The sequence below is a fragment of the Terrisporobacter glycolicus ATCC 14880 = DSM 1288 genome (assembly GCF_036812735.1).
GTDB lineage: Bacteria > Bacillota > Clostridia > Peptostreptococcales > Peptostreptococcaceae > Terrisporobacter > Terrisporobacter glycolicus.
The window spans coordinates 1990022-2015266 of the sequence record NZ_CP117523.1; the positions used below are offsets into that span (position 1 = coordinate 1990022).

Annotated in this window: 25 protein-coding genes and 1 pseudogene; 9 read left to right on the forward strand and 17 right to left on the reverse strand. The window is 27.3% G+C overall.

Translation table 11 applies throughout. From position 1 onward, the window contains the following. Positions 1-51: 51 nt before the first annotated feature. Complete coding sequence (locus TEGL_RS09890; RefSeq protein ID WP_018590963.1) at positions 52-648, reverse strand: hypothetical protein; 597 nt, start codon at positions 646-648, stop codon at positions 52-54. Positions 649-862: 214 nt separating this feature from the next. Here TEGL_RS09890 and TEGL_RS09895 point away from each other — a divergent pair, with 214 nt between their 5' ends. Then, a complete protein-coding gene (locus TEGL_RS09895) occupies positions 863-1129 on the forward strand; it encodes a hypothetical protein (RefSeq protein WP_018590962.1) in 267 nt (88 codons plus the stop codon). Positions 1130-1151: 22 nt separating this feature from the next. On the opposite strand, the gene TEGL_RS09900 is transcribed toward TEGL_RS09895, so the two are convergent. The 3 genes from TEGL_RS09900 to TEGL_RS09910 all read right to left on the reverse strand — a co-directional run bounded on the left by TEGL_RS09900 (position 1152) and on the right by TEGL_RS09910 (position 3078). Beyond that, positions 1152-1889 carry a hypothetical protein gene (locus tag TEGL_RS09900; protein WP_018590961.1) on the reverse strand — a complete coding sequence of 246 codons (738 nt, stop codon included), beginning with the start codon at positions 1887-1889 and terminating at the stop codon, positions 1152-1154. Between the two features lie 132 nt (positions 1890-2021). Beyond that, on the reverse strand, positions 2022-2678 hold the full coding sequence (trmB, locus tag TEGL_RS09905; RefSeq protein WP_018590960.1) for a tRNA (guanosine(46)-N7)-methyltransferase TrmB: 657 nt from the start codon (positions 2676-2678) through the stop codon (positions 2022-2024). 67 nt (positions 2679-2745) lie between these two features. Beyond that, on the reverse strand, positions 2746-3078 hold the full coding sequence (locus TEGL_RS09910) for a hypothetical protein (RefSeq protein WP_018590959.1): 333 nt from the start codon (positions 3076-3078) through the stop codon (positions 2746-2748). 425 nt (positions 3079-3503) lie between these two features. On the opposite strand from TEGL_RS09910, the gene TEGL_RS09915 reads away from it, so the two are divergent. Further along, complete coding sequence (locus TEGL_RS09915) at positions 3504-4628, forward strand: tyrosine-type recombinase/integrase (protein ID WP_018590958.1); 1125 nt, start codon at positions 3504-3506, stop codon at positions 4626-4628. 646 nt (positions 4629-5274) lie between these two features. Here TEGL_RS09915 and TEGL_RS09920 read toward each other — a convergent pair. After that, positions 5275-6243 (reverse strand): magnesium transporter CorA family protein, encoded by a 969-nt coding sequence (locus tag TEGL_RS09920; protein WP_018590957.1) that lies wholly within the window; start codon positions 6241-6243, stop codon positions 5275-5277. 234 nt (positions 6244-6477) lie between these two features. Between TEGL_RS09920 and TEGL_RS09925 the strand changes: the two genes are divergently transcribed. Further along, the gene (locus TEGL_RS09925) at positions 6478-7854 is read left to right on the forward strand and encodes a peptide MFS transporter (RefSeq protein ID WP_018590956.1); all 1377 of its coding nucleotides are present in this window, start codon (positions 6478-6480) and stop codon (positions 7852-7854) included. A 125-nt stretch (positions 7855-7979) separates the two neighbouring features. Here TEGL_RS09925 and TEGL_RS09930 read toward each other — a convergent pair whose 3' ends face one another. Next, complete coding sequence (locus tag TEGL_RS09930) at positions 7980-8525, reverse strand: hypothetical protein (RefSeq protein WP_018590955.1); 546 nt, start codon at positions 8523-8525, stop codon at positions 7980-7982. A gap of 268 nt (positions 8526-8793) precedes the next feature. Here TEGL_RS09930 and TEGL_RS09935 point away from each other — a divergent pair, with 268 nt between their 5' ends. After that, positions 8794-9396, forward strand: a complete 603-nt coding sequence (locus TEGL_RS09935; protein ID WP_018590954.1) for a chromate transporter — start codon at positions 8794-8796, stop codon at positions 9394-9396. Beyond that, a complete protein-coding gene (locus TEGL_RS09940; protein WP_018590953.1) occupies positions 9387-9962 on the forward strand; it encodes a chromate transporter in 576 nt (191 codons plus the stop codon). Before TEGL_RS09935 ends, TEGL_RS09940 begins: the two co-directional genes overlap by 10 nt. A 25-nt stretch (positions 9963-9987) precedes the next feature. On the opposite strand, the gene TEGL_RS09945 is transcribed toward TEGL_RS09940, so the two are convergent. Further along, positions 9988-10866 (reverse strand): LysR family transcriptional regulator, encoded by an 879-nt coding sequence (locus TEGL_RS09945; protein ID WP_018590952.1) that lies wholly within the window; start codon positions 10864-10866, stop codon positions 9988-9990. 259 nt (positions 10867-11125) lie between these two features. Here TEGL_RS09945 and TEGL_RS09950 point away from each other — a divergent pair, with 259 nt between their 5' ends. Continuing rightward, entirely contained in the window at positions 11126-12949 is a 1824-nt protein-coding gene (locus TEGL_RS09950) for a hypothetical protein (RefSeq protein WP_338460425.1), read from the forward strand. A gap of 273 nt (positions 12950-13222) precedes the next feature. Then, on the forward strand, positions 13223-14074 hold the full coding sequence (locus TEGL_RS09955; protein ID WP_018590900.1) for a collagen-like protein: 852 nt from the start codon (positions 13223-13225) through the stop codon (positions 14072-14074). A gap of 248 nt (positions 14075-14322) precedes the next feature. On the opposite strand, the gene TEGL_RS09960 is transcribed toward TEGL_RS09955, so the two are convergent. Then, entirely contained in the window at positions 14323-14460 is a 138-nt protein-coding gene (locus tag TEGL_RS09960; RefSeq protein ID WP_018590899.1) for a hypothetical protein, read from the reverse strand. 96 nt (positions 14461-14556) lie between these two features. After that, a complete protein-coding gene (locus TEGL_RS09965; RefSeq protein ID WP_018590898.1) occupies positions 14557-15222 on the reverse strand; it encodes a YkgJ family cysteine cluster protein in 666 nt (221 codons plus the stop codon). Between the two features lie 259 nt (positions 15223-15481). Here TEGL_RS09965 and TEGL_RS09970 point away from each other — a divergent pair. Next, positions 15482-16087 (forward strand): annotated as a pseudogene (locus tag TEGL_RS09970) (CatA-like O-acetyltransferase); the annotation flags it as partial. A 140-nt stretch (positions 16088-16227) separates the two neighbouring features. On the opposite strand, the gene TEGL_RS09975 reads toward TEGL_RS09970, so the two are convergent. The 8 genes from TEGL_RS09975 to TEGL_RS10010 form a co-directional block, all read right to left on the reverse strand. After that, positions 16228-16569 (reverse strand): DUF6054 family protein, encoded by a 342-nt coding sequence (locus tag TEGL_RS09975; protein WP_018590896.1) that lies wholly within the window; start codon positions 16567-16569, stop codon positions 16228-16230. Between the two features lie 134 nt (positions 16570-16703). After that, entirely contained in the window at positions 16704-17726 is a 1023-nt protein-coding gene (locus tag TEGL_RS09980; RefSeq protein ID WP_018590895.1) for a P1 family peptidase, read from the reverse strand. Positions 17727-17742: 16 nt separating this feature from the next. Beyond that, positions 17743-18456, reverse strand: coding sequence for a DUF5131 family protein (locus TEGL_RS09985; RefSeq protein WP_018590894.1), 714 nt, complete (start codon positions 18454-18456; stop codon positions 17743-17745). Positions 18457-18549: 93 nt separating this feature from the next. Beyond that, the gene (locus TEGL_RS09990; protein WP_018590893.1) at positions 18550-19392 is read right to left on the reverse strand and encodes a 4-hydroxy-3-methylbut-2-enyl diphosphate reductase; all 843 of its coding nucleotides are present in this window, start codon (positions 19390-19392) and stop codon (positions 18550-18552) included. 10 nt (positions 19393-19402) lie between these two features. Further along, the gene (locus TEGL_RS09995; protein ID WP_018590892.1) at positions 19403-19993 is read right to left on the reverse strand and encodes a lysophospholipid acyltransferase family protein; all 591 of its coding nucleotides are present in this window, start codon (positions 19991-19993) and stop codon (positions 19403-19405) included. Between the two features lie 13 nt (positions 19994-20006). Further along, positions 20007-20654 carry a (d)CMP kinase gene (gene cmk, locus TEGL_RS10000; RefSeq protein WP_018590891.1) on the reverse strand — a complete coding sequence of 216 codons (648 nt, stop codon included), beginning with the start codon at positions 20652-20654 and terminating at the stop codon, positions 20007-20009. Between the two features lie 42 nt (positions 20655-20696). Further along, positions 20697-21914, reverse strand: coding sequence for an NAD(P)/FAD-dependent oxidoreductase (locus tag TEGL_RS10005; RefSeq protein WP_018590890.1), 1218 nt, complete (start codon positions 21912-21914; stop codon positions 20697-20699). 9 nt (positions 21915-21923) lie between these two features. Further along, complete coding sequence (locus tag TEGL_RS10010; protein WP_018590889.1) at positions 21924-22565, reverse strand: histidine phosphatase family protein; 642 nt, start codon at positions 22563-22565, stop codon at positions 21924-21926. 253 nt (positions 22566-22818) lie between these two features. On the opposite strand from TEGL_RS10010, the gene helD reads away from it, so the two are divergent. Further along, positions 22819-25056, forward strand: coding sequence for an RNA polymerase recycling motor HelD (gene helD / locus TEGL_RS10015; protein WP_018590888.1), 2238 nt, complete (start codon positions 22819-22821; stop codon positions 25054-25056). The last annotated feature ends 189 nt before the right edge of the window (positions 25057-25245 follow it).

A 25245-nucleotide genomic window follows, 5' to 3' on the forward strand; every position in this document is an offset into this window, starting at 1 on the left:
ATTAAAAGTATGACAGAAATAGTATGAAAATTATTTTAGGTTATTTTTATACTATTTTTTTGTTAGGTCTACTCTTTTTAAATTTGAGACAAAGTCTTCTGATAAACCTGTTACCTCTGTTATAAAGTGAATATTTGCGTTTTTATTTAAAAGGTTAACTGCCATTTCTGTTTTTGTAGCTAGAAGTTGCTCACTAGTATCATTTAATTCTTGATTATCTTGCTTATTGTAGTTATCTTTAATTGATGATGATTGATTATTGTTGATTTTTGATTTGCAATATTTAAACGAAGACATTAACTCTTTTATTAGTAGTAATAAGGATGGAATTATAAAATAAATACTGCAACCTAGTATGCCAACAAGTGTGGTTAAGTAAATAAGGAAAGAATTAATTTTTGTTATTTCAATGTTGAATATTTTTTTATGGTTTGTATTTGGCAATGCCATAGCTATTGCCATAATAAATGTTAAAAAACATAATGGGTATAACATATAACTTGCTAATATACCATTAAAACTAATTATATCAAAGTTGCCATTTAAGTTAGAATAGATGAGTAAATCTCCTCTTAAATAGCAATAGATACAAGATACTATTCCTAGAATACCTCCGCAGGCTTGAGAATACCATTGATAAAATTTCATCTAACTATCCCCTTCTTAAAAATTATTAAATTATTATAAATATATAAATCTGTATATTAATATATTATTTATAAAAGTATATGAAAGAATAATTAAAAATATCTTTATATTTAACGTAAAAAGTTATATAATCTTTATTGCTTGCATTTTTAATAGAACTAAATACTCACTTAGCTAATGTGTTATATTACTAAGTAGAGGGGAGATTAGAAGAATGAATAATATGGAATTTATTTTTAAAGTTTTATTTCTTGTGTTTTCAGTTATGTGGGCAGGTAATATATTATTATTTAGATCTGAAAGACAAATAATAATTAATCCTGTTTTGATTATTATTGCTTCTATTCTAGTAGTCTTACCAGATACTAAAGAAATCTTTAGTATCGATGTTGAAGAAGCTAAATCTACTTTATATATAACTTACTGTTTAGTAGTTGTATGGGGATTAATAATAACTAGAAGAAAAACTGATTTATTCTAAAATAAAAAGGCGTATAGCCTTTTTATTTTACAATAGCTTTAATGACAACTGTTGAAGATGTATATTTATTAGTGTTTAACGTTACAACTACATAATATATGCCATCCTTAGTAAATGAAATAGTATTATCATTTGATATGGATGTTACTGCAGGATTATTTGTCTGTATATATAGTTTACAATCCTTTGATATATCTTTTGAAGGCTCCCAGTAGTTAGTGTAGTTGTTTATTGACTTATACAATAAGCTTCTTATATTTATTTTTTCGTTTTTTTCTAGAGTTATTTTAGTTTTATTGCTACATAACTCATATTGTGACTTTTCAGATTGAATAAAATTTAAATCATGATCCACATCTACCTTTTTCTTTTCCAATAAATCAATTACTTTATTTTCTGTTAGATAGTTATTCTCTAAATTTATGTGTTTTACATTTTCTAGATTTAAAATTTCATTAGGTAATGTTTTAATGTCATTGTTCCAAAATATAAAAGTATCTATATTCTTTAATGTTGATATACCAGTTAAATCTTCTATGCCTTCGTTGCTGGCATAAAACTCTCCATCTAAAGATTTTAACTTTGATAAAGTTATTTCTTCATTGGGGAAGTAGTCGTATATTACATCACGAAAATCACTATCTGGAAATAAATCAGTTAATTCTTGTTTAGTAAGAGGTATGTTTTCATTTTTTAGTGGAACTAAACCCATAGATAGCGTTAATAATATAAATAATGAACATAATTTTAAAATTTTCATTTAATAAAAAACCTCCCATAGAATAATAGTATATTACTAAATTTCTATGGAAGGTTTTTATTCCCTTGTACTTCATGTCTACTTTCGTACAATATATTAATGTATTTTTCTACTTGTTTTTATGTTTTAACTTTATTTTAATGTATTTACTACTTTTTGTGCTTCACATCTATATATTTTTAATCCTTGAGATATAAACTTATCTTCATATTCTGTTGTGATGTTTTCTATATCTTCATTATTTGCTAAGTCTAATGAAATATTTTTTAATTTCCATGGATTATTACAAAATTCATTTAGGGTAAATTCGAATAATTTCTCGTTATCTGATTTAAAATGTACCTCTCCATCATCTTTTAAAATGTGGTAATATTTTTGTAAAAAGTTTGTATGTGTTAGCCTTCTCTTTGCCCATCTTTTCTTTGGCCATGGATCACAGAAATTTATATACACTCTTGATAATTCATTTTTATCAAAGTAATCTTCTATACTATTAACGTTGCCCCATATGAAAATTATATTTGTTAAATTATCATTGGCAGCTTTTTCTACTGCTTTTAATAATACCTCTTCTTTGATTTCCATTGCAATATAATTTATATTGGGATTTAGTTTTGCTAAAGTAGTGATAAATTTACCTCTACCTGTTCCGAATTCTGCGTGTATTTCATTGTCATTGCCGAATACTTTACTCCACTGTCCTTTTAAACTTTCTATGTCTTCGTTTTTAACATAATTTTCATAGCTTAATAATTTTAGGTCTGAACCTTTTTTCTTTCTTCTTCTCACTTATCTCTACTCCTTTAGTACAAAATAATAGAGTACTAGATAATTCACTAGTACTCTATATGAATAATTAACAGTCGCAACCACCTGAACAACCAGAACAACCTCCGCCACCGTTAGAAGGCATATTTTCAACCATAACAACAAATCCTCTGTTTGGCATTTCTTGAATGATTACATTTCCGTATGTTAAGAATTCGTCTTGATTCATTATAAAGTGAATTCCTTCTACGTCACACGATACATCTTCACCTTCTATTTCGCTATCTAGAGCTAAAGCAAAGTTTGGCCCTGAACAAGCAAAACCTGCAAAGTATACTCTTACATTATTTGGTTTATCTTGATTGTCTGCTATTATTTCTTTTAAAGCATTTATAGCTGATTCTGGTGCAAATACTTTCATATTTAATCCACCTTTCTATTTTTAGTTTGGTCATCTTATATAAGTATACAATAAAATCTAAACTATTTAAATAAGAAGCTTTCAAATATTTAAATATATATGTAAATTTTATGCAACTATGTATAGTGTTTGATTTATATTTTTGACAAAATCCTTTGATAATATAATATTATATAGTTTTTATTTTTTTATTTTATTATATATTTTTAAAGTTTTGAGTTATAGATTTGATTTATTTTAAATATTGAAGACATAAAATATATACTTTTATGCCAAAAATGTAATAATATTGAAATTACAATATTTTAATAAGATAAATAAAAGCATATGTCAGTACTATGCCAGTAAAATATTTACTTTTTTTCTGGTATTTATGGTAAAATATATTTATAAATATTTAGAAATCATAAACAGGGAGATTAATAATGAGTACAGCTTTTATAAGAAAAAGAAGCAAAAACTATATAGTTTATTTAGAGTATTTTGATAAAAAAACTAATAAAAAGAAGCAAAAAAATATGGGTTCTTATCCTTTAAAAAGAGATGCAAGCAAGAGACTAAATGAAGTAAAAGAAGATATATATAAGGATGAATTATTAGTTCCAAACGAGATAATTTTGGAAGATTACATATTGGATTTCTTAGAAAAATATAAGATAAATTTATCCATAACTACTTATAATGTTTACACTAGAATATGTAAAAAATATATAATTCCTTTACTGGGAGATATAAAATTATGTGAAATTAAACCTATACATGTACAAAATTATGTGGACGATTTACTTGATTTGCTAACGCCACAGACTATAAAAGTACACTTAAATGTACTAAATTTATCACTGAAAAGAGCTTACAGATTGAAGCTTATTAAAGAAAATCCAGTACAATTTGTGGAGGTACCGAAGAACAGAAAATATAAAAATGAGATTTACAATGCTGAGGATATGCAAAAACTGTTAGAAAAATCTCAAGGAACTTATATGGAATTACCTATTGTACTTGCTGGAGGATTAGGGCTAAGAATATCAGAAATACTAGGCCTTACATGGAATAATGTGGATTTTAATAATCTTACTATTACAATAGATAAAATAACAGTCAGAAATAATGGCCAAGTTATACTAAAAGATCCTAAAACTGATTCTTCTATAAGAACTATTTCAGCTCCAAAAGAGGTAATTCTAATGTTAAAACAACTGAAAAAAGATAGATTGGCAGCAAAATTAAGAGGTGAAAAGTCACATAGAGAGCTTATATTCTATGATAAAAATTTGAATCCTATAGCTGCGGATGTTTTGAGTAAGAAATTTAGGTTATTCTTAAAAGAGAATAATTTAAAACATATAAGATTTCATGATTTACGTCACTCTCATGTTACTCTATTAATCGATGCAAAGGTACCTATAAAGGTTATTTCTGAGAGAGTTGGGCATTCCAACATTAATACTACTCTTAATATATATTCTCATGCTCTTAAAGAAATGGATCAAGAAGCTTCTGATAAGATTTCTAGTACTCTATTTAATAAAGATAGAAAAATGAGCTAGTTTATATTTTTTAGAAATTAAATTTGAATTATCTAAAAAAGTAAGAAAACGAAATTTTTATAACGGATTTTAAGGTGGGTATAACTATTTAATAATAGTAATTATTGATTACGATCTAAAACTTCTTAAAATCCTATTTAATAACTTATATAAGAAATATTACAAATTAAGCAATATATCATTATAAAAAGTTACCATAATATTATTATGGTAACTTTTACTTTGATTTACAAGTTAAAAAACTAAAAATGAGGTTTATTAAGATTGATGAATAATTATTAATAAATATTTCTATGAAAATTATCATTTATAAAATTTATAATTTTCATAAGATAAAAATACATCTAGAAATAATTTCTAATATAAACTCATTTTTACGATAGAAAAATATATTATAAGATTTATGTTTACATAATTATATTATGCAAACTATTTTGGGATTATTTTGAAATTATTTAAAAACTAACTTTTTTAAATGGCATTTAAGATATCTAAAAAAATATTGAAATGTGTTTATATAGATAAGAAAGAAAATGTCTTAAAATTGATTTTAATGCTTTATGTGGCGTTTTTGTAAAAAAACGAAAAATAATGTTTAATTAACAAGAAAAAAGTTACCATAATAATATTATGGTAACTTCTGTTATCATAGAAATTTTTTTCTTTTAAAAATAATAAAACTGAGAATTATTATTAATAGAATAACTAAGATTGTTATTTTATAACCATATTCATAAGTTAACTCTGGCATGTATTTGAAATTCATACCATATATACCTGTAATTATACTTATGGGTACAGCCGTTCCTGTAAAAATAGTAAGTTTAGTTATTAGACTGTTTGTTCTCTCTGAAACTTTAGAAGAATATATGTCTAAAAGCTTATCTGCTAGTTCTCTAGTGCTTAATGAAAAATTGTAAAGTTTGTCAATGGACAGATCCAATCCTTGTATAAGCTTCTCATATTCTTTTTCTAAATATGAATTATCAGGATTATCATCGGAGAAAAATTCCATACCATCTTTTAGTAAAGTATCTATTATATAAGTTAATGGTCTAATGTTTTTTACACAATTTCTACACATACCTCTTATATGGCTTATTTTACTAGATACATTCTCCCCTACTTCGTTTATAATATCATCTTCCAATTCTAAAATAATCTCTTCTACCTTTTCTAAATTTTCAAATTGATTAGAAATTATAATTCTAAGAATACTAGAGTATATTATAAATAATGATAAGGTAAGATTAGATTTATAATAGAAAGTCTCACACATTAACTGTTTTACTTCCTTATATATATCATTTTTCTTTCTAAGAACTATAAGAAGATATTTATCTGATAAGAATATATTTATTTCTTCTAATAGAATATCTTCTTCACATATTTGAAAATTAGCAAGAGTGAAGAAGATATATTCATCATAAATATTAACTCTTACCTTATCATCAAAAGAAAGACAGTCTTTATAAGCTTCATTATTTAGTTTTAAAGTGTCTTTGAAAAATTTTAACTCCCAAGGATTACATACAATAAAATGGTAATCTTTATTAAAATTAATTTCATCTATATTCTTTGTTACTTGTTTTGTATTTAGGTTTAATATATGCATTTATATATTTCTCTCCTTAGTAAAATCTAACACTGAAAGTTTCTATAATATTATTATGTAAACTTTTAGTTGAAGTAAAAATCAAAACTTCAATAACGTATACTATTTATTATAGTACTCTTTTGAATTTAAATATACACTATAACGGGTTCATTTTATTGGAAAGTAAACAATTATATTGTATAATATAACCATATTTCACAATCTTTGTGAAAAGTAATAAAAGGGGGAAATATGGTTATATCAACGAAATCAAAAATTAAATATCCTATGGGCTTTTATGTATGTACTTCAGCCTATGCATTAGAACGTATGGCATTTTATTCAGCTAAATGGCTAATTGCTATATTTATTGCTGCTGAAGTCATAAAAGGAGGTTTAGGGCTTACACCTGCAGACGGTGCAAAAATGACTGCAAATTTAGTAGCTTTTACTTATCTAACTCCGATTTTAGGAGGATTTATTGCAGATAGGTGGATAAGTCCTAGACTATGTGTTATTCTAGGAGCCTTAATTATGGGTGCTGGTTACGTGCTTGGATATCAAGCATCTGTAATGTCATCACCAAAACTTTTAAGTGGTATGATTTTGCTTGTATCTATTGGGACAGGTTTATATAAAGGAAATATTGCTGGAATAAGCGGTAGATTGTTTAAAGATAAAAGTCGACTTGACTCTGCTTTTAGTATTCAATACTCTATAGCAAATATGGGCTCATTTCTTGGAACTCTTATTGTATCCTTTATAGCTTATAAAATAGGTTTTGGTAAAACATTCTTAGTGTGTGCCCTACTTTTATTAGTTTCTGCTATATGGTTTTATTTTGGAGGTAGAGCTACATTTGGAGAAATAGGTAAAAAGCCATTTGAAGCAAACGAAAACAAAACTTATACTAATAATTTATCAAAAGATTATAGGACACCTCTTACATTAGAAGATAAGAAAAAAATTGGAGCTATAATTCTTTTTAGTGTATTTTCTGTAGTATTTTGGATTGTTTGGTATTTAACTTATATGCCAGTATTGTATCACTGGGGGCCTGATTTTGATTATGCTAACAAAGCTAATTGGGTAATAGGAAATTTTAGAGTTCCTTCTTCTTGGTTTGATTCCCTAAATTCACTTTGTTGTATAATTTTAGGACCAGTATTAGCAGCGGTTTGGTCTAGAAATGCTAAGTCATCAAAAGGCGATATGAGCATTTTTAAAAAGACTGCTATGGGAATGATGTTACTTGGATTAGCATTCATTCTTATGTGTACAGCTGAAATATTAAGAGGCGATGGTCAAGCTAGCTTAATGTGGATAATAGCTGTAGGAATATTAATTTCTATTGGAGAAATGGTGTTTGCTCCACTAGGAAAATCCTTTATAAGTAAATTTTCTCCTCCTAGATTGTTAGGTCTAATGATGGGTGTATGGCCTTTGGCAAGATTTATAGCAGGAAAGACATATGGATATTTATATGAAATGTTATCTGGTCATTCATTTGTTTATGCTTATGGTATTGTTTCTATAATAGTAATTTTATGTGGTATAACTATATGGTTACTAGATAAAAAAATATCTTTATTAGAAGATCGCAAGAATGAAGCTAAAGAGACAGTATAAATTCATTGTATTATTTTAAAAAAGCAAATAAAAGTGCCTATTTTTACCTTAAAGAACAAATGTTCGTAAAGTTAAAAATAGGCATTTTTTATATTTTAAATCCTATTATTTAAGATAAAATATTTTTAAAACTTATAAACTAATCTTTTACAAGCAGTATTTTTTATCCTTCTATCAAGTTCCATATAATAATCTTCTTCAATAAATTTATTCGTAGACCAAAAATTTTTAGCAGTATTATTTTTAGGAGCAAGTAAGATAAATTCGATATTTTCTATACTTTTTAATATTTCAATAAAATGAATTATTAATTTACTACCCATACCCTTACTAGTTGGATTTACTGAAAACCACTCTATTTTAGCATAAAGTAAATTACTATCATTATATTTATTTTGGATATATTCATCAAGATCATGACCTTTTAAATGCTTAGCTTCTGTATCATAATAGAAAGATTCTTTATCTGGGTAATATAATCTGAAATTTAAGCTTAAATCCATGCTCTTGCCGTAGTTATTTTTATTATAAATGCTATAATAGCCCTTCTCTTTTGAACCTATATATACAAAGCTTGGATCTAAATATATTATTTTTTTTACTAAATTATTTAGTTTTTCGCAAATCTCTTTTATTGTTTCCTCCTCATTAACTTTAGCTTTACATGGCATATAATCACCTCAAATTTTATATTTACTTAAGTATTAAGATGAAATCATAATGTCTGTATCTAAATTTAGATTATATTATATAATTCTACATAAAATCCTTTATTCCTATATTTAGGTTAATTATGCTGTGCTTTTCATATAAAATTTAAACAATTTATAATAATGATAAGCAATTAGTTATAGGTTTTATAATTAATATGTATTTTACTCATCATTATTAGTTTTATATAATTAAGTTAAAAGTAAATATGGAAAGAAGGTAAATATTATGAGTGAAAAACAGTCGAAATCAGAAAGGTTATGGATTTTATTTAAATCAATGTTTGTCCTTAGTGCTTGTACATTTGGCGGAGGATTTGTAATAGTATCTCTTATGAAAAAAAAGTTTGTAGAAGAATTACAGTGGCTTGAGGAAGATGAAATGCTGGATATAACAGCTATTACGCAATCCTCACCAGGTCCACTTCCTGTAAATGCTTCAGTTATTATAGGTTATCGCATGAACGGAGTTATAGGTTCATTAGTTGCAATTATCGGAACAATTATTCCTCCAATGGTAATCATATCTCTTATTTCATTATTCTATACACAATTTAGAACTAATACATATATAGCAATTATGCTTCAAGTAATGAGGGCAGGTGTTGCAGCAGTTATATTTGATGTTGTTATAAATCTAGCTCAAAACGTTTGTAAAACAAAAAGAGTTATGTATATAGCTATGATGGTAATATCATTTATTGCAACTTATTTCTTTGGTGTAAGTGCAATGCTTATTATATTAACATGTTTAGCTATAGGTATAATTGATTTAATAGTTAATTTAAAGAAAGAAAAAAAGCATAATGGAGGACAAAAACAATGTTGTTAATGAAATTATTTTTTAGTTTTTTACAAGTAGGATTATTTAGTGTAGGTGGTGGTTATGCAGCTATTCCCCTTATTCAAGATCAAATTGTCAATGTCCATGGTCTTATGACTCTTTCTGAATTTACAGATTTAATAACTATTGCAGAAATGACACCTGGACCAATTTCAATAAACTCTTCAACATTTGTTGGAACTAGACTTGCAGGTCCTTTTGGAGCAACTATTTGTACGCTTGGTTGTATAATACCATCATTTGTAATTTGTTTAACCCTTGCACATTTTTATTACAAATATCGTAATTTTACTGGCGTGCAAACTGTATTAGCCTCACTTCGCCCTGCTGTTGTAGCTTTAATAGGTTCTGCTGGTGCATCTATATTATTACTAGCATTATTTAATTCAGATATAAGAAGCTTAAATTTAGGTGATTTTAGAATAATAGAATTTGGATTATTTGTTGGATGTTTATATCTACTTAGAAAATATAAAGCAAATGCTATTTCTATAATACTTGGAAGTGGTGTTGTAGGAACTGCAATGTATTTAATTCAAGGTGTAATTATATAAAAAATAAAATAGGTATACCTAATCCTTAGGTGTACCTATTTTTGCATATTTCAATAAACTTTTTCATTTGAGGTGATATATATTTATTCTTGTGATAAATCAATTTGCTTTCACGATAAACTTTAATATTATCAACATTAACAATTCTAAGCTTCTTCTCTTCTATTTCTTTCTTTATTAATAGTTTTGATATTATGGCTATTCCCTTTCCATCTTTAACTAAATTTTTTATAGCTTCTGTATTTGTGCAGCTCCATTTCTTATTTATCTTAATTTTATTTTCTATAAGTAATTGCTCAAATTGATTTCTATTTGCACTACCTTCTTCTCTAGAAATTACATCTTGGTTATGTAATTCTGAAATTGATATACATTGTCTATCCCAAAATGAATGATCTTTTCCAACGACCATTACTAATTCATCATTATGTACGGGAATTTGAATTATTTCATCACTTTGCAAACAACCTTCCACTATAGCTAAGTCAAGCTCACTAAGACAAACTTTATTTTCAATAGTAGAGGTGTTATCTACTGTTACCCTTACATCTATTCCAGGAATCTCATCTTCTAATTGTTCTACAATATCTATTAACATTGTAGTGCCTATGGAAACACTTCCTCCGATTTTTATTGTCATTTTTGAGGATGCATCAAACATAGCACTTTCCATATCTTCAAATGAACTTACAATATGTCTAGCATATGATAATAAGGTCTCTCCTGCTTCTGTTATATAAAGTCTTTGTGACAGTCGTTCAAATAATTTTATGTCATAATATTTTTCTAATTCTGATATTGCCTGGCTTACTGCTGGCTGAGATATATAAAGTTTTTCTGCTGCTTTTCTCATAGTTTTGCATTCTACTATAGTTATAAATATTCGTAAATGCCTAATTGTCATAGTATACTCCTCAATTCTTGTTGTTATATTATAAGTATACTATAATTAATTATTTACGTGCAAAACTTGTATTGAAAATTTTTAATAAAATGTTTCATACTGTAGAAAAAAGAAAATTATTATTCGTTTTTTAAAATAATTAATTTTATTGTTGCAATTATGATTTTTTTCACTATAATTTATGTGTGCGTAGTTAAATATTCTGGAGACAATATGATGTATGGAGGGGGAATTAAAGATGTGTGAAAGGGGAAATTAAATGCGTAAAAAAAATAATAAAAGAAAGATTTGGTTAAGTTTATTTTTAGTGACGACCTTATTTTTTATTGCTTTTTCAGATGTAAATTCCAGTTCTTATGCTGAAAAATCCACTACTTTAAATACAAGAAAATATTCTGGATTTGTTAAGAAATCTGGTAAAATCTATTACTATAGTCCTAAAACAGGTAAAAAATTAACAGGATTTAGAACTATAAAAGGTGAAAAATATTATTTTTCAAAATCATCAGGTCAAGCATTAACAGGCCTTAGAACAATAGAAGGAAAAAAATATTATTTTTCAAAATCATCAGGTCAGGCTCTGACAGGATTTAGAACTATAAAAGGTGAAAAATATTACTTCTCACCATCATCGTGTGAGGCTCTGACAGGATTTAGAACTATAAAAGGTGAAAAATATTACTTCTCACCATCATCATGTGAAGCATTAACAGGACTTAAAACAATAAAAGGTGAAAAATATTACTTTGCAACATCATCATGTGAAGCATTAACAGGACTTAAAACAATAAAAGGGAAAAAATATTACTTCTCACCATCATCATGTGAAGCATTAACAGGACTTAAAACAATAAAAGGGAAAAAATATTACTTCTCAAAATCATCATGTGAAGCATTAACAGGACTTAAAACAATAAAAGGGAAAAAATATTACTTCTCAAAATCATCATGTGAGGCATTGGCAGGACTTAAAACAATCGAAGGGAAAATATATTACTTCTCAAAATCATCATGTGAAGCATTAACAGGACTTAAAACAATAAAAGGGAAAATATATTACTTCTCAAAATCATCATGTGAGGCATTGGCAGGACTTAAAACAATCGAAGGGAAAATATATTACTTCTCAAAATCATCATGTGAAGCATTAACAGGCCTTAGGACAATAGAAGGGGAAAAATATTATTTTTCAAAATCATCATGTGAAGCACTAGCAGGGCTTAGAACGATAGAAGGAAAAAAATATTACTTCTCAAAATCATCATGTGAAGCATTAACAGGGCTTAGAACAATAGAAGGAAAAAAATATTACTTCTCAAAATCATCATGTGAAGCATTAACAGGACTTAGAACTATAAAAGGGGAAAAATATTATTTTGATATATCTACTTGCAAAGCTATTAATGGATTTAAGAAAATAGATGGAAACACTTATTATTTTAGTGAGAAAGATTTTAATGCTTTAAGTGGTCTTCAATCATTTGATAAAGACTTATATTACTTTAATGAAAGTACTTTTGCAATGACTATCAATAAAACAATAACTTATTGCAATATAGATTTTACCTTTGGTAGTAATGGAGTTTCAAATAATATGAAAATAAAGCCTGGTTTTGAAAATGATAGAAGAACAAATTTATTATATAATGGATTTTCTAAGTTAGGTCTTCCTTATGGACCTACTGCTGATGGTTTGTTAAGATGCAATACTTTTGCAGCTTATTGCTATAATTCTATAGGATATACAGGGTTAAATAATCTAAGATCTGATAATCAAGCAAAATATGTATTAGAACAAGGTGGAGAAATAACAGCAAGTGAGCTTAAACCAGGAGATTTAATTTTCTTTAATATGGAAAATAGCCCATATTGTGATAACAATGGTGATAATGATACTTGTAGTAGAAAGGAAGTTATCAATGGTATAGAATACCACGTACATCATGTTTCCATATACCTTGGTAAAGGAAAAACAATTGATACTTCATCTAAAACAGGTTATATTAAAGTAAGAGATTTCAATATGGATACTTCTAGCACTAATTATTATCCTGTACTTTACGGAAGTTTATTGGATAAATAATTAATAAATGAAAATATAACTTTATAGTATAAATTTATTAAAGCATGGATATAAGAATTAATTATCCATGCTTTAATTATATACTTATGAAATAAAAAACTTTTATAGTTTGGGATATAAATTACTCCTTTAAGTCTATATTCATTTCACATATGCAAAAATCTATGTAGAACACTTTATCTAAGTATTTATGATAAACATTTTATTACTTTTATCATATAAATATAATACGTAGAAATTCTACTAAATATTATCAACATGGAGTGTACTATTATGGACAAAAATTGTGTAAATAAGTGTAATTCTTGCAACATGTCTTCATGTCAGGAGCTAAAAGCAGATAAAACTTGTAAAAATAAAAAAGTTTACTGCTCTGGGAAAATGGAATCTTCATCTTGCCCTATGTTTGTTGTTCCTGTAAATTGTGGAGATTTTCAAATTTTTAATATTTTAAAATGTTCAATTGGCAAAATGGTGGGGTTAAAATTAGAAGGTAGTGACTGCATATTAAGATTAAAAGTTTGCCAGGTTAATCAGTGTGCAGTTATGGGCAAAACATGTTCTGGAAAAGGTCCTATCTATATTAAATTAAGTTCTATTCAATATGTAGATTTAGGTAAAGAAGTTTATGTTAATCCATTATGTAATTTTTCTAGTGGAGTTGGAACTCAAGGTCCAGCAGGACCTATGGGACCAATGGGGCCAAAGGGACCAAAAGGAGATATGGGATCACAAGGCCCAACAGGCCCTATGGGACCAAAAGGACCAAAAGGAGATAAAGGAGATATGGGATCACAAGGCCCAACAGGCCAAATGGGACCAAAAGGTGAAACAGGACCACAAGGCCCAGCTGGTACTCCTGGAGCATCAAGTAAGGGTACAAAAGGTGAAACAGGACCACAAGGTCCAGCAGGACCTATGGGGCCAATGGGTCCACAAGGACCAAAAGGTGATATGGGATCGCAAGGCCCAGTAGGACCAACAGGTCAAATAGGTCCAATGGGTCCACAAGGACCAAAGGGTGAAATCGGCCCACAAGGTTCAGCTGGTATCCCTGGAACTGTAGTCCCTACTCCAATACCTGAGTATGAATATAAAAAGAAAAAATACCAAAATAAAAAATAGTATATAATATATTAATTGAATTTTTATTATTAAATTAGAACTTTGATTTTTTTAAGTGTAGATAATATAGCTTATAATTATGTTGTCTACACTTTTCTATTTCATACAATTACAGGAACTAATATTGGGTTCCTTAAAAATTGTATATTAGATGATTAACACCTTGATACAATATATGAATATTTCGATATTTTAGGAGGAAGATTAGAATAATCAACTTCTCTACATACTTTGGTACGTTGTTACTTTCAAATAAAATTTATAGCTGAGTATGTATTCATTCTGTCATCTAACATTGGATATAGTGGCATTTGGAAGGCAATATTTACTTCTTTAGTATCTCTTGCATAAAGACTTACAGAAGTAAAGTTTTCAAAATAATACATATTTTGTTCTGACGAATGAATTTACTCATGAGCTTACTTTTTAAACGAAGCTGTTTATCTATTGTATGGTAAAATATGATTTATCATACTATTTTATTAAATAATGCCCAATCTATTTTTTATTTCAGGTAAAGATTTTAGAAATTCGAAATAAAAATCTTCTTCTTTTATCTTAATGCCATAACAGCTATCTAATAGAATTTGATTAAGTTCCTCAATTTCTTTCTCATCTCTCACAAACTTTAAGCGGAAAGTTAATGCTTTAATAAATTTATACCACTCTAAGATAAACTGTTTATTTTTATTATAATTTTCGATTCCAACCCAATTTCTTACCTTAACGTCTTTCAAACCTTCCTTAGGACAATTTCCTACTTGTAAAAAGTACTTAAAGTCATTATCTTTATACACTCTTCCAAGAGGGAACAAACGACAAATATTTGGTCGTTTAGAATGAATCATACATCTACCTTCTTGGTCTAAAAAACTACAGTTCTTATTTTTACCCTGCATTTTTAAATATGGTAGTAAAATTTTATTATTATGGCGAAGTTCGATTTTATCTCCCAATAACTCATTAAACTCAATACCTAAATAGTTAACCATTTCATATACATCAAAAGGTGTAAGTACTACTAAATCTCCAACATCTTTGCAACAGTCACTGCATCCATTACAACCACATGTGTCTGCTTTTACCATATCATCAATATCATATAGCTTTCCATCTGAAATTTCTTCTAATATATTTATAGATCTCATGTATATTAATTTTCACTCCTTGTTTATATCTTTAATTCTATTTTATTATACTAAAAATATTATTACAATTTAATATATTTATTTATACATAGAAACAAAATCTACTTTTAGTAGAGTTAGACTCTACGGAGCATAGATTACAAAGTGAAAAATTTTATCATATACTTGTTTTACAAGTCAGATTAAGAAAGAAGGGATACAAATGTTAAATGAGAATTTTCATAAAATAGATTTAAAGAAGTGAGATAGATACCAGTATTTTTATTATTTTACAAAAATGTTGCCAACAGGATACAGTATTAGTGTAAATATTGATATTACCAATGCCTATAATATGATAAAAACTAAGAATAAAAAGTTTTTTCCAGCTTATTTATACGTTGCTTCAAAGATAATAAGTGAAATGAAGGAATTCAGAGTTGCTTCTTTAGACAGTGAATTAGGTTATTACGAGGTTTTACATCCGTCTTATGCTATTTTGCATAAAGATGATAATACTATGTCAAATATGTGGACAGAATATGATGATGATTTTGATATCTTCTATAAAAATTATATGGATGACCAAAATAGATATGGTGATAATCATGGACCTATGGCTAAAACTGAAATGGCTCCACAAAATAACTTTATGATAGGCATGGTACCATGGATAGAATTTTCTAGCTATACTCCTGTGCCATTTGCGCCTATGACTACCTATTCTCCTATTCTACAAGGTGGGAAGTTTTTAAAAAAAGATAATAGACAAATGATGCCTTTTTCTATTACAGTTCATCATGCTGTGGCAGATGGCTATCATGTGGGGTTATTTTTAGAGAAATTTCAAGAATATATGAATTCACCTGAAAGTTGGATGAAATAGAAAGTACAATAGGCTGTTGCTATTTACTTAAAAAGGAGTATAGATAAATTTGTATCTATACTTCTTTTATAAAAGGTTAAAGAATATAAAAGGTTAAAGAATTCTTAAAGATACATATTATTTATTTTGTTACATTTCATTTATATAATATATTTACTAAGAATCTCTCTTGGTAAAGATGTAAAGCTTTCACTAGCACCCCAATCAAATTTAAAAAACATACCTTGTGCAGCTCCTCCTCCAATGGAATGAACTTTTGTTGGTCCATTTATATTATCTAAAACAATTGTTAATGTTATCCTATTTCCTACTCTCTGGAAGTATTTTTCATATACTAATAATATAGCACCATTATCCTCATTACCTGTTATTATATGATAATCTATTTTTTCTCCAGTTACACTTTCTTTAACTATGCCAAAATCTAGTTTAGATAGCGTATCCCTAAGAGATAAATTAACTTTGAAATTATCTGAATTCAATTTACTATCCCCCTTACTTGTTAGCTTTTTATTATTGTAACTAATATGACTAAACACTACAATTTACAATATAATTACAAAGCTAAATTATAGAAAGAAGTAATTATTAATACGTGTATATAAATTAATATATATTATATACACTCATTTATACTTTTTCTAGTATGACCATCTCTACCTACAACTGTAGTTGCATGTAACATAGAACTTACAATGGATTCCTCTACAGACTCAACAACTGCTCTAAATATCTTATCTATTTCATCATCATGAATCATACTAAAAGATATAATATCACTATTTTTATAATGAGGAACTTTATTAGCAGTAGTAAAAGCAAGAACAATATCTCCACTTCCATTGCCTAAATAGGACCCAGTTTTAGCAAGAGAAACACTTGCTCTCTTCGCTACTCTTTTTAACTGTCTTTCACTAAGAGGAATATCCGTAGCAAGGATAATTATTATAGAGCCCTTTTCTTTTTCATAATTGTCCATAGTATTTATATTTTTACCCATGTTTTTATTATCCAAAATTAAATCACCTTTTAGACCTAAATTTGTAAGAACTAAGCTACCTACTGTGTATTTTTTATGATCTAGGTCAACAACTCTTGAAGATGAACCTATTCCACCTTTTAATTCATAGCAACTCATACCCATGCCAGCTCCAACGCATCCTTCTTTAAAATCTACAGATGCATTTTCTATAGCTTCTTTAACATGTTCTTCTTTAATATGTAGACCTCTAATATCATTTAAATAGCCATCATTACACTCCATAACCACGGGATTTACTGTTCCTGTAGTTACACCAATATCCTCATTGTTTTTTAACATATATTTAATCAGTGCTGTAGTGCATGTTCCTACACTTAGTGTATTTGTAAGTATTATTGGTGTTTCTAAAGTTCCAAGTTCGTCTATTTGAATAAGTCCAACACTTTTGCCAAATCCATTTATAACATAACTTGCTGCCATTACCTTTTCTTTAAATATATTGTTTTCGTGTGGTAGTATGGCAGTGACACCTGTTTTTATATTTTTAGAATTTAATGTTACATGTCCTACCTTAATACCTTTTACATCTGTAATTAGATTTTTATTACCTTTTTTTATTTTTCCTATTTTTATATTGCTATTTATATCTATCCCCATGAAACCCTCCCTTAATTTATTTCTTTTTATAATTTATATTTGCTAACTTTGCTTGTTTGCATAAATCTTTAACTTGAAGTTTGTACATCTTATTATCCTTTAGAAAGTATGTACCACATTGTCTAAACTCAAAATTAACATTTGCTTTTATGCATTGGTTTCTAACATGAAGTACCCAATCATAATTTAGTGGCCTTGCATTATAGTCTGATTCACCACCTGCTACAACAAGCTCAATATCATCCAAATATTTTTGTATATCTATATTTTCAAGTAAAGGTTGAGCTGTGATGCATTTATGTTTTATAGGTAAATCTTTAAAAATAGATAATTTATAATCTGCATTATTCTGATTTTCTATGGTACAACATACAATTACATTATCATAACCATCATGCCAGTCTTTTGGAATACAATTTTTAAATCTATCTATTCTTTTTGTTAAAAATAAGAATTTTAAATCACTTCTTTCTTTTATCATTTTCCAACATTCATCCCTCCAGGAATCAGCTTCTTCAATTAAAAAATCAGAGGAGAAGCATACATATACTGTACCAGATTTTATTTTATAATTGCCGTTTTTGAATTTTTCTATAGGTTTGTAAAAATCATTAGTTTTGATTATTTCATTAGTATTTATATTTCTTTTATAATCTCCTTTATGAATATAACAATATTTACAGCCATCGCTACATTTTTTACAACCACGCCAAGGATTCCACATAGCCATATAAATTTCCTCCATAAAATACTTATTTATCTTAATTATAATATGAAAAATCCACTAATTTATTAAAACTAATAAATTAGTGGATTTTTCATACTATATTTCTTTTAAGTATTCTATTACTTCATCTATTATCCAATCAGGTGTGGAAGCTCCTGCAGTTACACCTGCTACTTTGAATTTTTCTAACTTACTTTTTTCCAATTCTTCTTTAGTTTCAATGGAAAAAGTAGGTACTATATTCTTACATATATTTACAAGTTTTTGAGTGTTAGAACTATGTTTACCTCCAATAACTATCATACAATCAACTTCTTTTGCCAAATCAGTGGCTGATAGTTGTCTTTCTTTTGTAGCAGAGCAAATTGTATTGTTAACAGTTAAGTCTTTTATTTTACTTTTTAACTTAGAAACAATTTTATCAAAAGATTCTAAGTTAGCAGTTGTTTGGCTAACAACACAGTATTTATTATTATTATCAAATGTTATATTATCAATTTCTTCTTCTTTATTTATTATTATTGCGTTGTTATCACACCAACCGTTAATTCCTATTATTTCTGGATGAGTAGAATTACCAACTATTATAATTTTATAACCTTTATGAGAAAACTCTTTAACAATATCGTGTATTTTTTTTACAAATGGACAAGTTGTATCTACTATATCCATATTTTTTGATTCAGACTCAGTGTATATTTTTTTACCAACACCATGAGATCTGATTATAAGTTTACTTTCACTAGGGATTTTATCTAATGAATCCATCTCCATTAATCCCTTTTCTTTATATCTATCTACGGCTTGTTTATTATGAATAAGGGGACCTAGGGAATATACATTATCACTAGTTTTGTTTTCTAGTTCATCCCAAGCCATGTTCATAGCTCTTTTAACGCCAAAACAAAATCCCGCATTTTTTGCTATTCTAACCTCCATAACAAATCTCCTATCTTTTATAATAATTATCTTTAATTACTTCAAGTACATCTCCAGATAATCTTTCATAATCTTCTGCACTTAACTTTTGCTTATAATATTCTTCAAATGAAATTGGTTTATCAATGTAGATTGTTACTTTATTAAATATTTTATAATTTGATATTATTGATATAGGAACTACATTAGCTTTTCCTTTAACAGCAAATAAAGCTAAACCTGCTTTGGCATCACCAAATCCATTTCCTTTTATTCTAGTTCCTTCTGGAAATATACCAACAGCATAACCTTCTTTTAATTTTTTTAGAATGGTCTTTATTGTAGAGATACCTGGATTTTCTCTATCTATAGGTATAACATTTAAATTAGTCAATATTTTACCTAATATTTTATTTTCAAATAATTCCTTTTTTCCTATAGGTGCAACTGTTCTGTTTTTAATAGCGGCTGCTACAAAAATAGGATCTAAATTAGATTTGTGATTAGCTGCTATTATTAAATTTCCTTCATTGGGAATATTTTCTGCCCCAATTACTTCGTATTTGTAAAATACTTTACTATATAATCTAAATAAACTTAAAACAAATTTATAAAAACTCAAATGCATCTCTCCCTTATTTAATTTTATTTAAAACTGATTCAACCACATCGTCTATGCTTTTACCAGTAGTATCTATTTCTATGGCATCTTCTGCTTTAACTAGAGGAGCAAACTCTCTAGAAGAATCTATCTCGTCTCTTTTAATTATATCATCTATTACATCTTGAAGTTTAACTTCAACACCTTTTGCTACTAATTCTTTATATCTTCTAGCTCCTCTTTCTTTTGGTGTAGCTATAAGGAAGAACTTATAATCAGCATTTGGGAAAACATATGAACCTATATCTCTTCCGTCAAGTATTACAGAGTTTCTTGTACCAATTTCTCTTTGTACATCTACCATTAAGTATCTAACTTCTTTTATTTTTGCAACGTTAGATACATTATTAGTTACTTCTATTGTTCTTATTTCTTCGTTTACAACTTTTCCATCTAAGTAGATATTATTCTCCTTAAAGTCTATTTCTGTTTTCTTTGCTAATTCTATTACTTCATTTTCATTTTCTATATTTACTTTATTTTGTAAACATTTTAAAGTTACAGCTCTATACATAGCTCCTGTATCTATGTAGTTTATGTTTAATTTGTCGGCTATTATTTTTGCTATTGTACTTTTTCCAGCTCCTGCTGGTCCATCTATTGCTATTACTAAATTATTCATGCTATTTCTCCTATTTCATTCTTATTTAAAGTATTTTATAAGCTATAAACTTATACCTGCTAAATAACCTGTTGAAAAAGCTATTTGAAGATTATATCCTCCAGTTTCTGCATCTACATCTATTACTTCTCCTGTAAAATATAAGTCTTCTATTATTTTAGACTCCATTGAAGAAGAATTAATTTCTTTAACAGATACACCACCGCTTGTCACCATTGAAACTTGTATTCCTAAAGTTGAATTTGTAGTTAACTTCATATTTTTTATATAATCAATAATTTTATTTTCATTTTCTTTAGTTAATTCATTAGGTTTTGTTTCACTAAGATTTAATAAATCTAAAATTTCTTTTAAAAAGTTAAGTGGTAATATGGATTTTAAGTTGTTTGCAATGTTTTTATTAGGATTTTCTCTTATAATTTTGCTTATTTCTTCTCTAGTTACATCTGGTAAAATGTCAACATTTAGTTCTACAGATTCATTTTCTAAGTTTTTGTTAATATAAGATGATATGATAAGTACTACTGGTCCTGTTATCCCAAAATGAGCAAAGAGCATGTCTCCTCTTTTGCATATTTTTTTCTTTTTAATTTTACATGATATTTCTATATCCTTTAAAGATATACCCTGTAATCTTCTTGTCCAATCTTCTTTAATTTTTAAAGGTGATAAAGCAGGATAAGTATTAGTTACAGTATGACCATGTTTTGATAATATTTTATGCATTGTACCATCAGATCCAGTTTTAGAATGACTTTTTCCACCTGTTGATATTATTACTTTATCTCCAAGGACTTTAGTATTATTGTCTAAAACAACACCTTCTATTTTACTGTTTTCATTTATAATTAAATCCACAACCTTGCTATTATAAAGAACTTTTATATTATTTTCTATTAATAAGTCTTTAAATTTATTGATAAGCTCAGTTGCCTTATCGCTTTTTGTATAAACCTTATAGTCATTATGTTCTTCAACTTTGTACTCAAGATTGCTTTCGTCTAAGAAGCTTAATAAGTCTTCATTGGTAAATGAATAAAGGGCACTGTATAAGAACTTTTTATTAGTCACAACTTTATCGAAAAAGTCTTCAATGTATCTTTTGTTTGTAATATTACATCTTCCACCACCAGTAAGCTTAAGCTTCTTTCCTAGTTCCTCATTTCTCTCTATTAAGGTAACTTCATGAGAGTTTTTAGAGGCTACAAGTGCTGCCATCATTCCTGATGGACCTCCACCTACTACTATTACTTTTGACATTATTTTCTCCTATTCTAATGCACTATTTTCTAGTTTATGATTAGTTTTAATATGGCTTGTATCATTCATTTTTATAACAACTGGGCCATAATCCCTAAATTCAATAACATTTAGTGCAGTATTTCCTTGATTAATTCTATATATATTTTCCATACCTGAATTTAAAACAGAAAGAAGTATTACTCTTGCTGTTACAGAGTGAGTTACAAGTACAATATGTTTACCATCATATTTTTCATTTAACTCATCTAAAAATTTATCTGTTCTTTCTTTTATAATTTGAAGAGTTTCTCCACCCGGTATCTCTGCAAGGTGAGGCTCATTTCTCCAAGTATGATATATGTCTTTATAATCTTCTTGAATTTCTTTTATTAAAAGGCCTTCCCATGCTCCAAAGCCCATTTCTCTAAGACCTGAAGTTTTTATTACATCTAAATCAAATTTATCACTTATTATTTCTGCAGTTTCTACTGCTCTACCAAGATCACTTGAATATATGTAGTCAATAGGATATTTAACCATACTGTCAGCTAGTTCTTTAGCTTGATTAACACCTTTTTCAGTTAATTTTGAATTACCATGACCTTGAGTTTTTCCTTTTATATTCCACTGCGTTTGGCCATGTCTAACTAAATATATAGTATTCGTCATATTGTCCTCCTATAGTTATTTTATTTAGATATTCTCTAAATTTTAATTATATCATAAATAGACAAAAAAGGTTAAAACACTTTTAGTAGTATTTTAACCTTTTTATATACAATTAAATTATATTATTTATTTTCCCACTGTAATTATATCATAAATATAGATATTTTTTTAGACTATGAATATACTTCATTTTGTATATAATTGATATAGTAGATTAAAATAAGTTGATTTGTATAATCAAGGAGGACGTAGAGTGAGTATAAATAGTTATGAATGGAATCTAGAAAATGAATGGTTGGAAAAAGTCCTTAAAGAGACTACAAAACAACTTGATGAAAAACGTGAAGCCAAAGATAGATTACAAATGGAAGCAAAAGAAACACAAAGGGAATTATGGGATGACTTAGGATCTATTTCCATAACAAATGGATTGGATCAAATTTCAGAGTTTGTATCAGCTATGGATACTATGAAAAATCAAAAAAGAAGTCATGAATTCAATAAAAAACTTGAAGAAAAGTATGAAAAAATGCTTGTATCTCCTTATTTCGGACGAATTGATTTTGCTGAAAAAAATGAACTAGATGCTGAAAAGTGTTATATTGGATTATCAAATCTGACAGATGAAGATTTCGATTTTCTTGTATATGACTGGAGAGCACCTATTTCAAGTATGTTTTATGACTATGAAATTGGAGCGTCAAACTATGAATGCCCACAAGGTGTTATCTCTGGAGAAATAACTAGTAAGCGACAATATAAAATCAATAATGGAAAAATTGAGTATATGTTTGACAGTAATTTAAGCATTGATGATGAAATGTTGCAAGAACTGTTAAGCAAAAGTTCTGATGATAAAATGAAAGGTATTGTTACTACTATTCAAAAAGAGCAAAATCAAGTAATACGTAATGAAGATTATAAAAATTTAGTAGTTCAAGGAGCTGCTGGTAGTGGAAAAACATCTGTAGCACTTCATAGAATTGCATATTTACTATATAAACATAGAGATAAAATAACATGTGAAAATATAATCATATTTTCACCAAATAACATTTTTAATGACTATATCTCAAATGTATTGCCCCAACTTGGTGAAGAAAATATGTACCAAACCACATTTAAAGATTATATGCATGAAAAACTAGGTAATAGATTTAAAAAAGAAACACCTGCTGAGATGATGGAATATATACTTGGTTGTAATAAAAATTCATCTTACAAAAATAGAATTAAAAATATTAATTTTAAAACCTCAGTTGAATTTGTTCATATTTTAAAAGAATATGTAAATCATTTAGAAACAAGTAAAAGACATTTTGAAGATATTATTGTAAGAGGAAAATTAATAATTTCAGCACAGGAAATACAAAATCTATTTTTAAAAGACTTTGCTAATAGACCAATAAAGAAAAGATTAGAAAGAATAAAATCAAGAATATTATTCCTTATGGAACCTTATGAAGATGCTTGGAGAAAAGAAATATATGAAGAGCTGGCTTCTTCTGGATATTATCTAGACAAGCAGGAGATGAAAGAAAAAAGTAGTGAAACTGTAAGAAAACACTTAAAAGATGTTTATGAGAAGATTTCAAGAATGACATATTTTAATCCTGTTAGTATTTATAGAAATCTATTTAAGTATTCAAATAAATCTTTAAATAAATTAAGTTATAAATATGATAGCGATTTTATAAATCATATAAAAACTTACACAATGGATAATTTAAATGTAAATAATCTTTACTATGAAGATCAAGTTGCTCTTTTATACTTAAAAGTTGTACTTGGGGATATTCCGATTACCTCACAAATTAAATATGTAATTATAGATGAAGCTCAGGACTATACTCCACTGCAATATGAAATATTTTATCAACTTTTCAAATCTGCAAAAATGACTATACTTGGAGATATAAATCAATCAATTAATTCATTTATGAACATAGGAAGTTATAATAATATTTATAATATATCAAAGGACGATACTTGTATAATAAACTTAACAAAAACTTATCGTTCAACAGAGGAAATTACTAAATTCTCAAGAAAACTTCTACGAGAAAATCTAAGTGATGGATATGTGGGAAGACATGGTGATGAGCCTAGTGTTATTAATTTTGACAATGAAGATAATATGAATAAAAAACTTATTGAAGAGATAAATAATTACAAAGAAAAGAATTATGAATCTATTGGTATTATCACAAAAACAGCAAGCCAAACTGAAGATTTGTATGAATTATTAAAATCAAATGATATAGATGTAAGTTCTATAACAAAAGATGATGATAGTTTCACTAATGGTATAGTAGTAATACCTTCCTATCTGGCTAAAGGTCTTGAGTTTGATGTGGTATTTCTATATGATGTAAGTAATAAAAATTATAACAGTGAAGATGAAAGATTGCTTCTGTATACTTGCTGTACAAGAGCTCTTCATGTATTAAACTTATATTATGTAGGAGAAGTTACTTCTTTATTAGAATAATAAATTTTAAATTAAAAACCTATATCATAGATATTAATCACTATGATATAGGTTTTCATATATTTCTATATATTAATTATAATCTGGGACATAGACATCATCTTCAAACATTGGGTGGTCATAGTTATCTATAAAAAAGGGCAATATACTTTAGTATTATCGCCCTATCATTTAAAACTTCATTAACTT

Excerpts from the sequence above, each read along its gene's own strand:
- TEGL_RS09890 (WP_018590963.1), bottom strand. The coding sequence starts at position 648 with ATGAAATTTTATCAATGGTATTCTCAAGCCTGCGGAGGTATTCTAGGA.
- TEGL_RS09895 (WP_018590962.1), top strand. The coding sequence starts at position 863 with ATGAATAATATGGAATTTATTTTTAAAGTTTTATTTCTTGTGTTTTCA.
- TEGL_RS09900 (WP_018590961.1), bottom strand. The coding sequence starts at position 1,889 with ATGAAAATTTTAAAATTATGTTCATTATTTATATTATTAACGCTATCT.
- TEGL_RS09910 (WP_018590959.1), bottom strand. The coding sequence starts at position 3,078 with ATGAAAGTATTTGCACCAGAATCAGCTATAAATGCTTTAAAAGAAATA.
- TEGL_RS09915 (WP_018590958.1), top strand. The coding sequence starts at position 3,504 with ATGAGTACAGCTTTTATAAGAAAAAGAAGCAAAAACTATATAGTTTAT.
- TEGL_RS09920 (WP_018590957.1), bottom strand. The coding sequence starts at position 6,243 with ATGCATATATTAAACCTAAATACAAAACAAGTAACAAAGAATATAGAT.
- TEGL_RS09925 (WP_018590956.1), top strand. The coding sequence starts at position 6,478 with ATGGTTATATCAACGAAATCAAAAATTAAATATCCTATGGGCTTTTAT.
- TEGL_RS09930 (WP_018590955.1), bottom strand. The coding sequence starts at position 8,525 with ATGCCATGTAAAGCTAAAGTTAATGAGGAGGAAACAATAAAAGAGATT.
- TEGL_RS09935 (WP_018590954.1), top strand. The coding sequence starts at position 8,794 with ATGAGTGAAAAACAGTCGAAATCAGAAAGGTTATGGATTTTATTTAAA.
- TEGL_RS09940 (WP_018590953.1), top strand. The coding sequence starts at position 9,387 with ATGTTGTTAATGAAATTATTTTTTAGTTTTTTACAAGTAGGATTATTT.
- TEGL_RS09945 (WP_018590952.1), bottom strand. The coding sequence starts at position 10,866 with ATGACAATTAGGCATTTACGAATATTTATAACTATAGTAGAATGCAAA.
- TEGL_RS09950 (WP_338460425.1), top strand. The coding sequence starts at position 11,126 with ATGCGTAAAAAAAATAATAAAAGAAAGATTTGGTTAAGTTTATTTTTA.
- TEGL_RS09955 (WP_018590900.1), top strand. The coding sequence starts at position 13,223 with ATGGACAAAAATTGTGTAAATAAGTGTAATTCTTGCAACATGTCTTCA.
- TEGL_RS09960 (WP_018590899.1), bottom strand. The coding sequence starts at position 14,460 with ATGTATTATTTTGAAAACTTTACTTCTGTAAGTCTTTATGCAAGAGAT.
- TEGL_RS09965 (WP_018590898.1), bottom strand. The coding sequence starts at position 15,222 with ATGAGATCTATAAATATATTAGAAGAAATTTCAGATGGAAAGCTATAT.
- TEGL_RS09980 (WP_018590895.1), bottom strand. The coding sequence starts at position 17,726 with ATGGGGATAGATATAAATAGCAATATAAAAATAGGAAAAATAAAAAAA.
- TEGL_RS09985 (WP_018590894.1), bottom strand. The coding sequence starts at position 18,456 with ATGGCTATGTGGAATCCTTGGCGTGGTTGTAAAAAATGTAGCGATGGC.
- TEGL_RS09990 (WP_018590893.1), bottom strand. The coding sequence starts at position 19,392 with ATGGAGGTTAGAATAGCAAAAAATGCGGGATTTTGTTTTGGCGTTAAA.
- cmk (WP_018590891.1), bottom strand. The coding sequence starts at position 20,654 with ATGAATAATTTAGTAATAGCAATAGATGGACCAGCAGGAGCTGGAAAA.
- TEGL_RS10005 (WP_018590890.1), bottom strand. The coding sequence starts at position 21,914 with ATGTCAAAAGTAATAGTAGTAGGTGGAGGTCCATCAGGAATGATGGCA.
- TEGL_RS10010 (WP_018590889.1), bottom strand. The coding sequence starts at position 22,565 with ATGACGAATACTATATATTTAGTTAGACATGGCCAAACGCAGTGGAAT.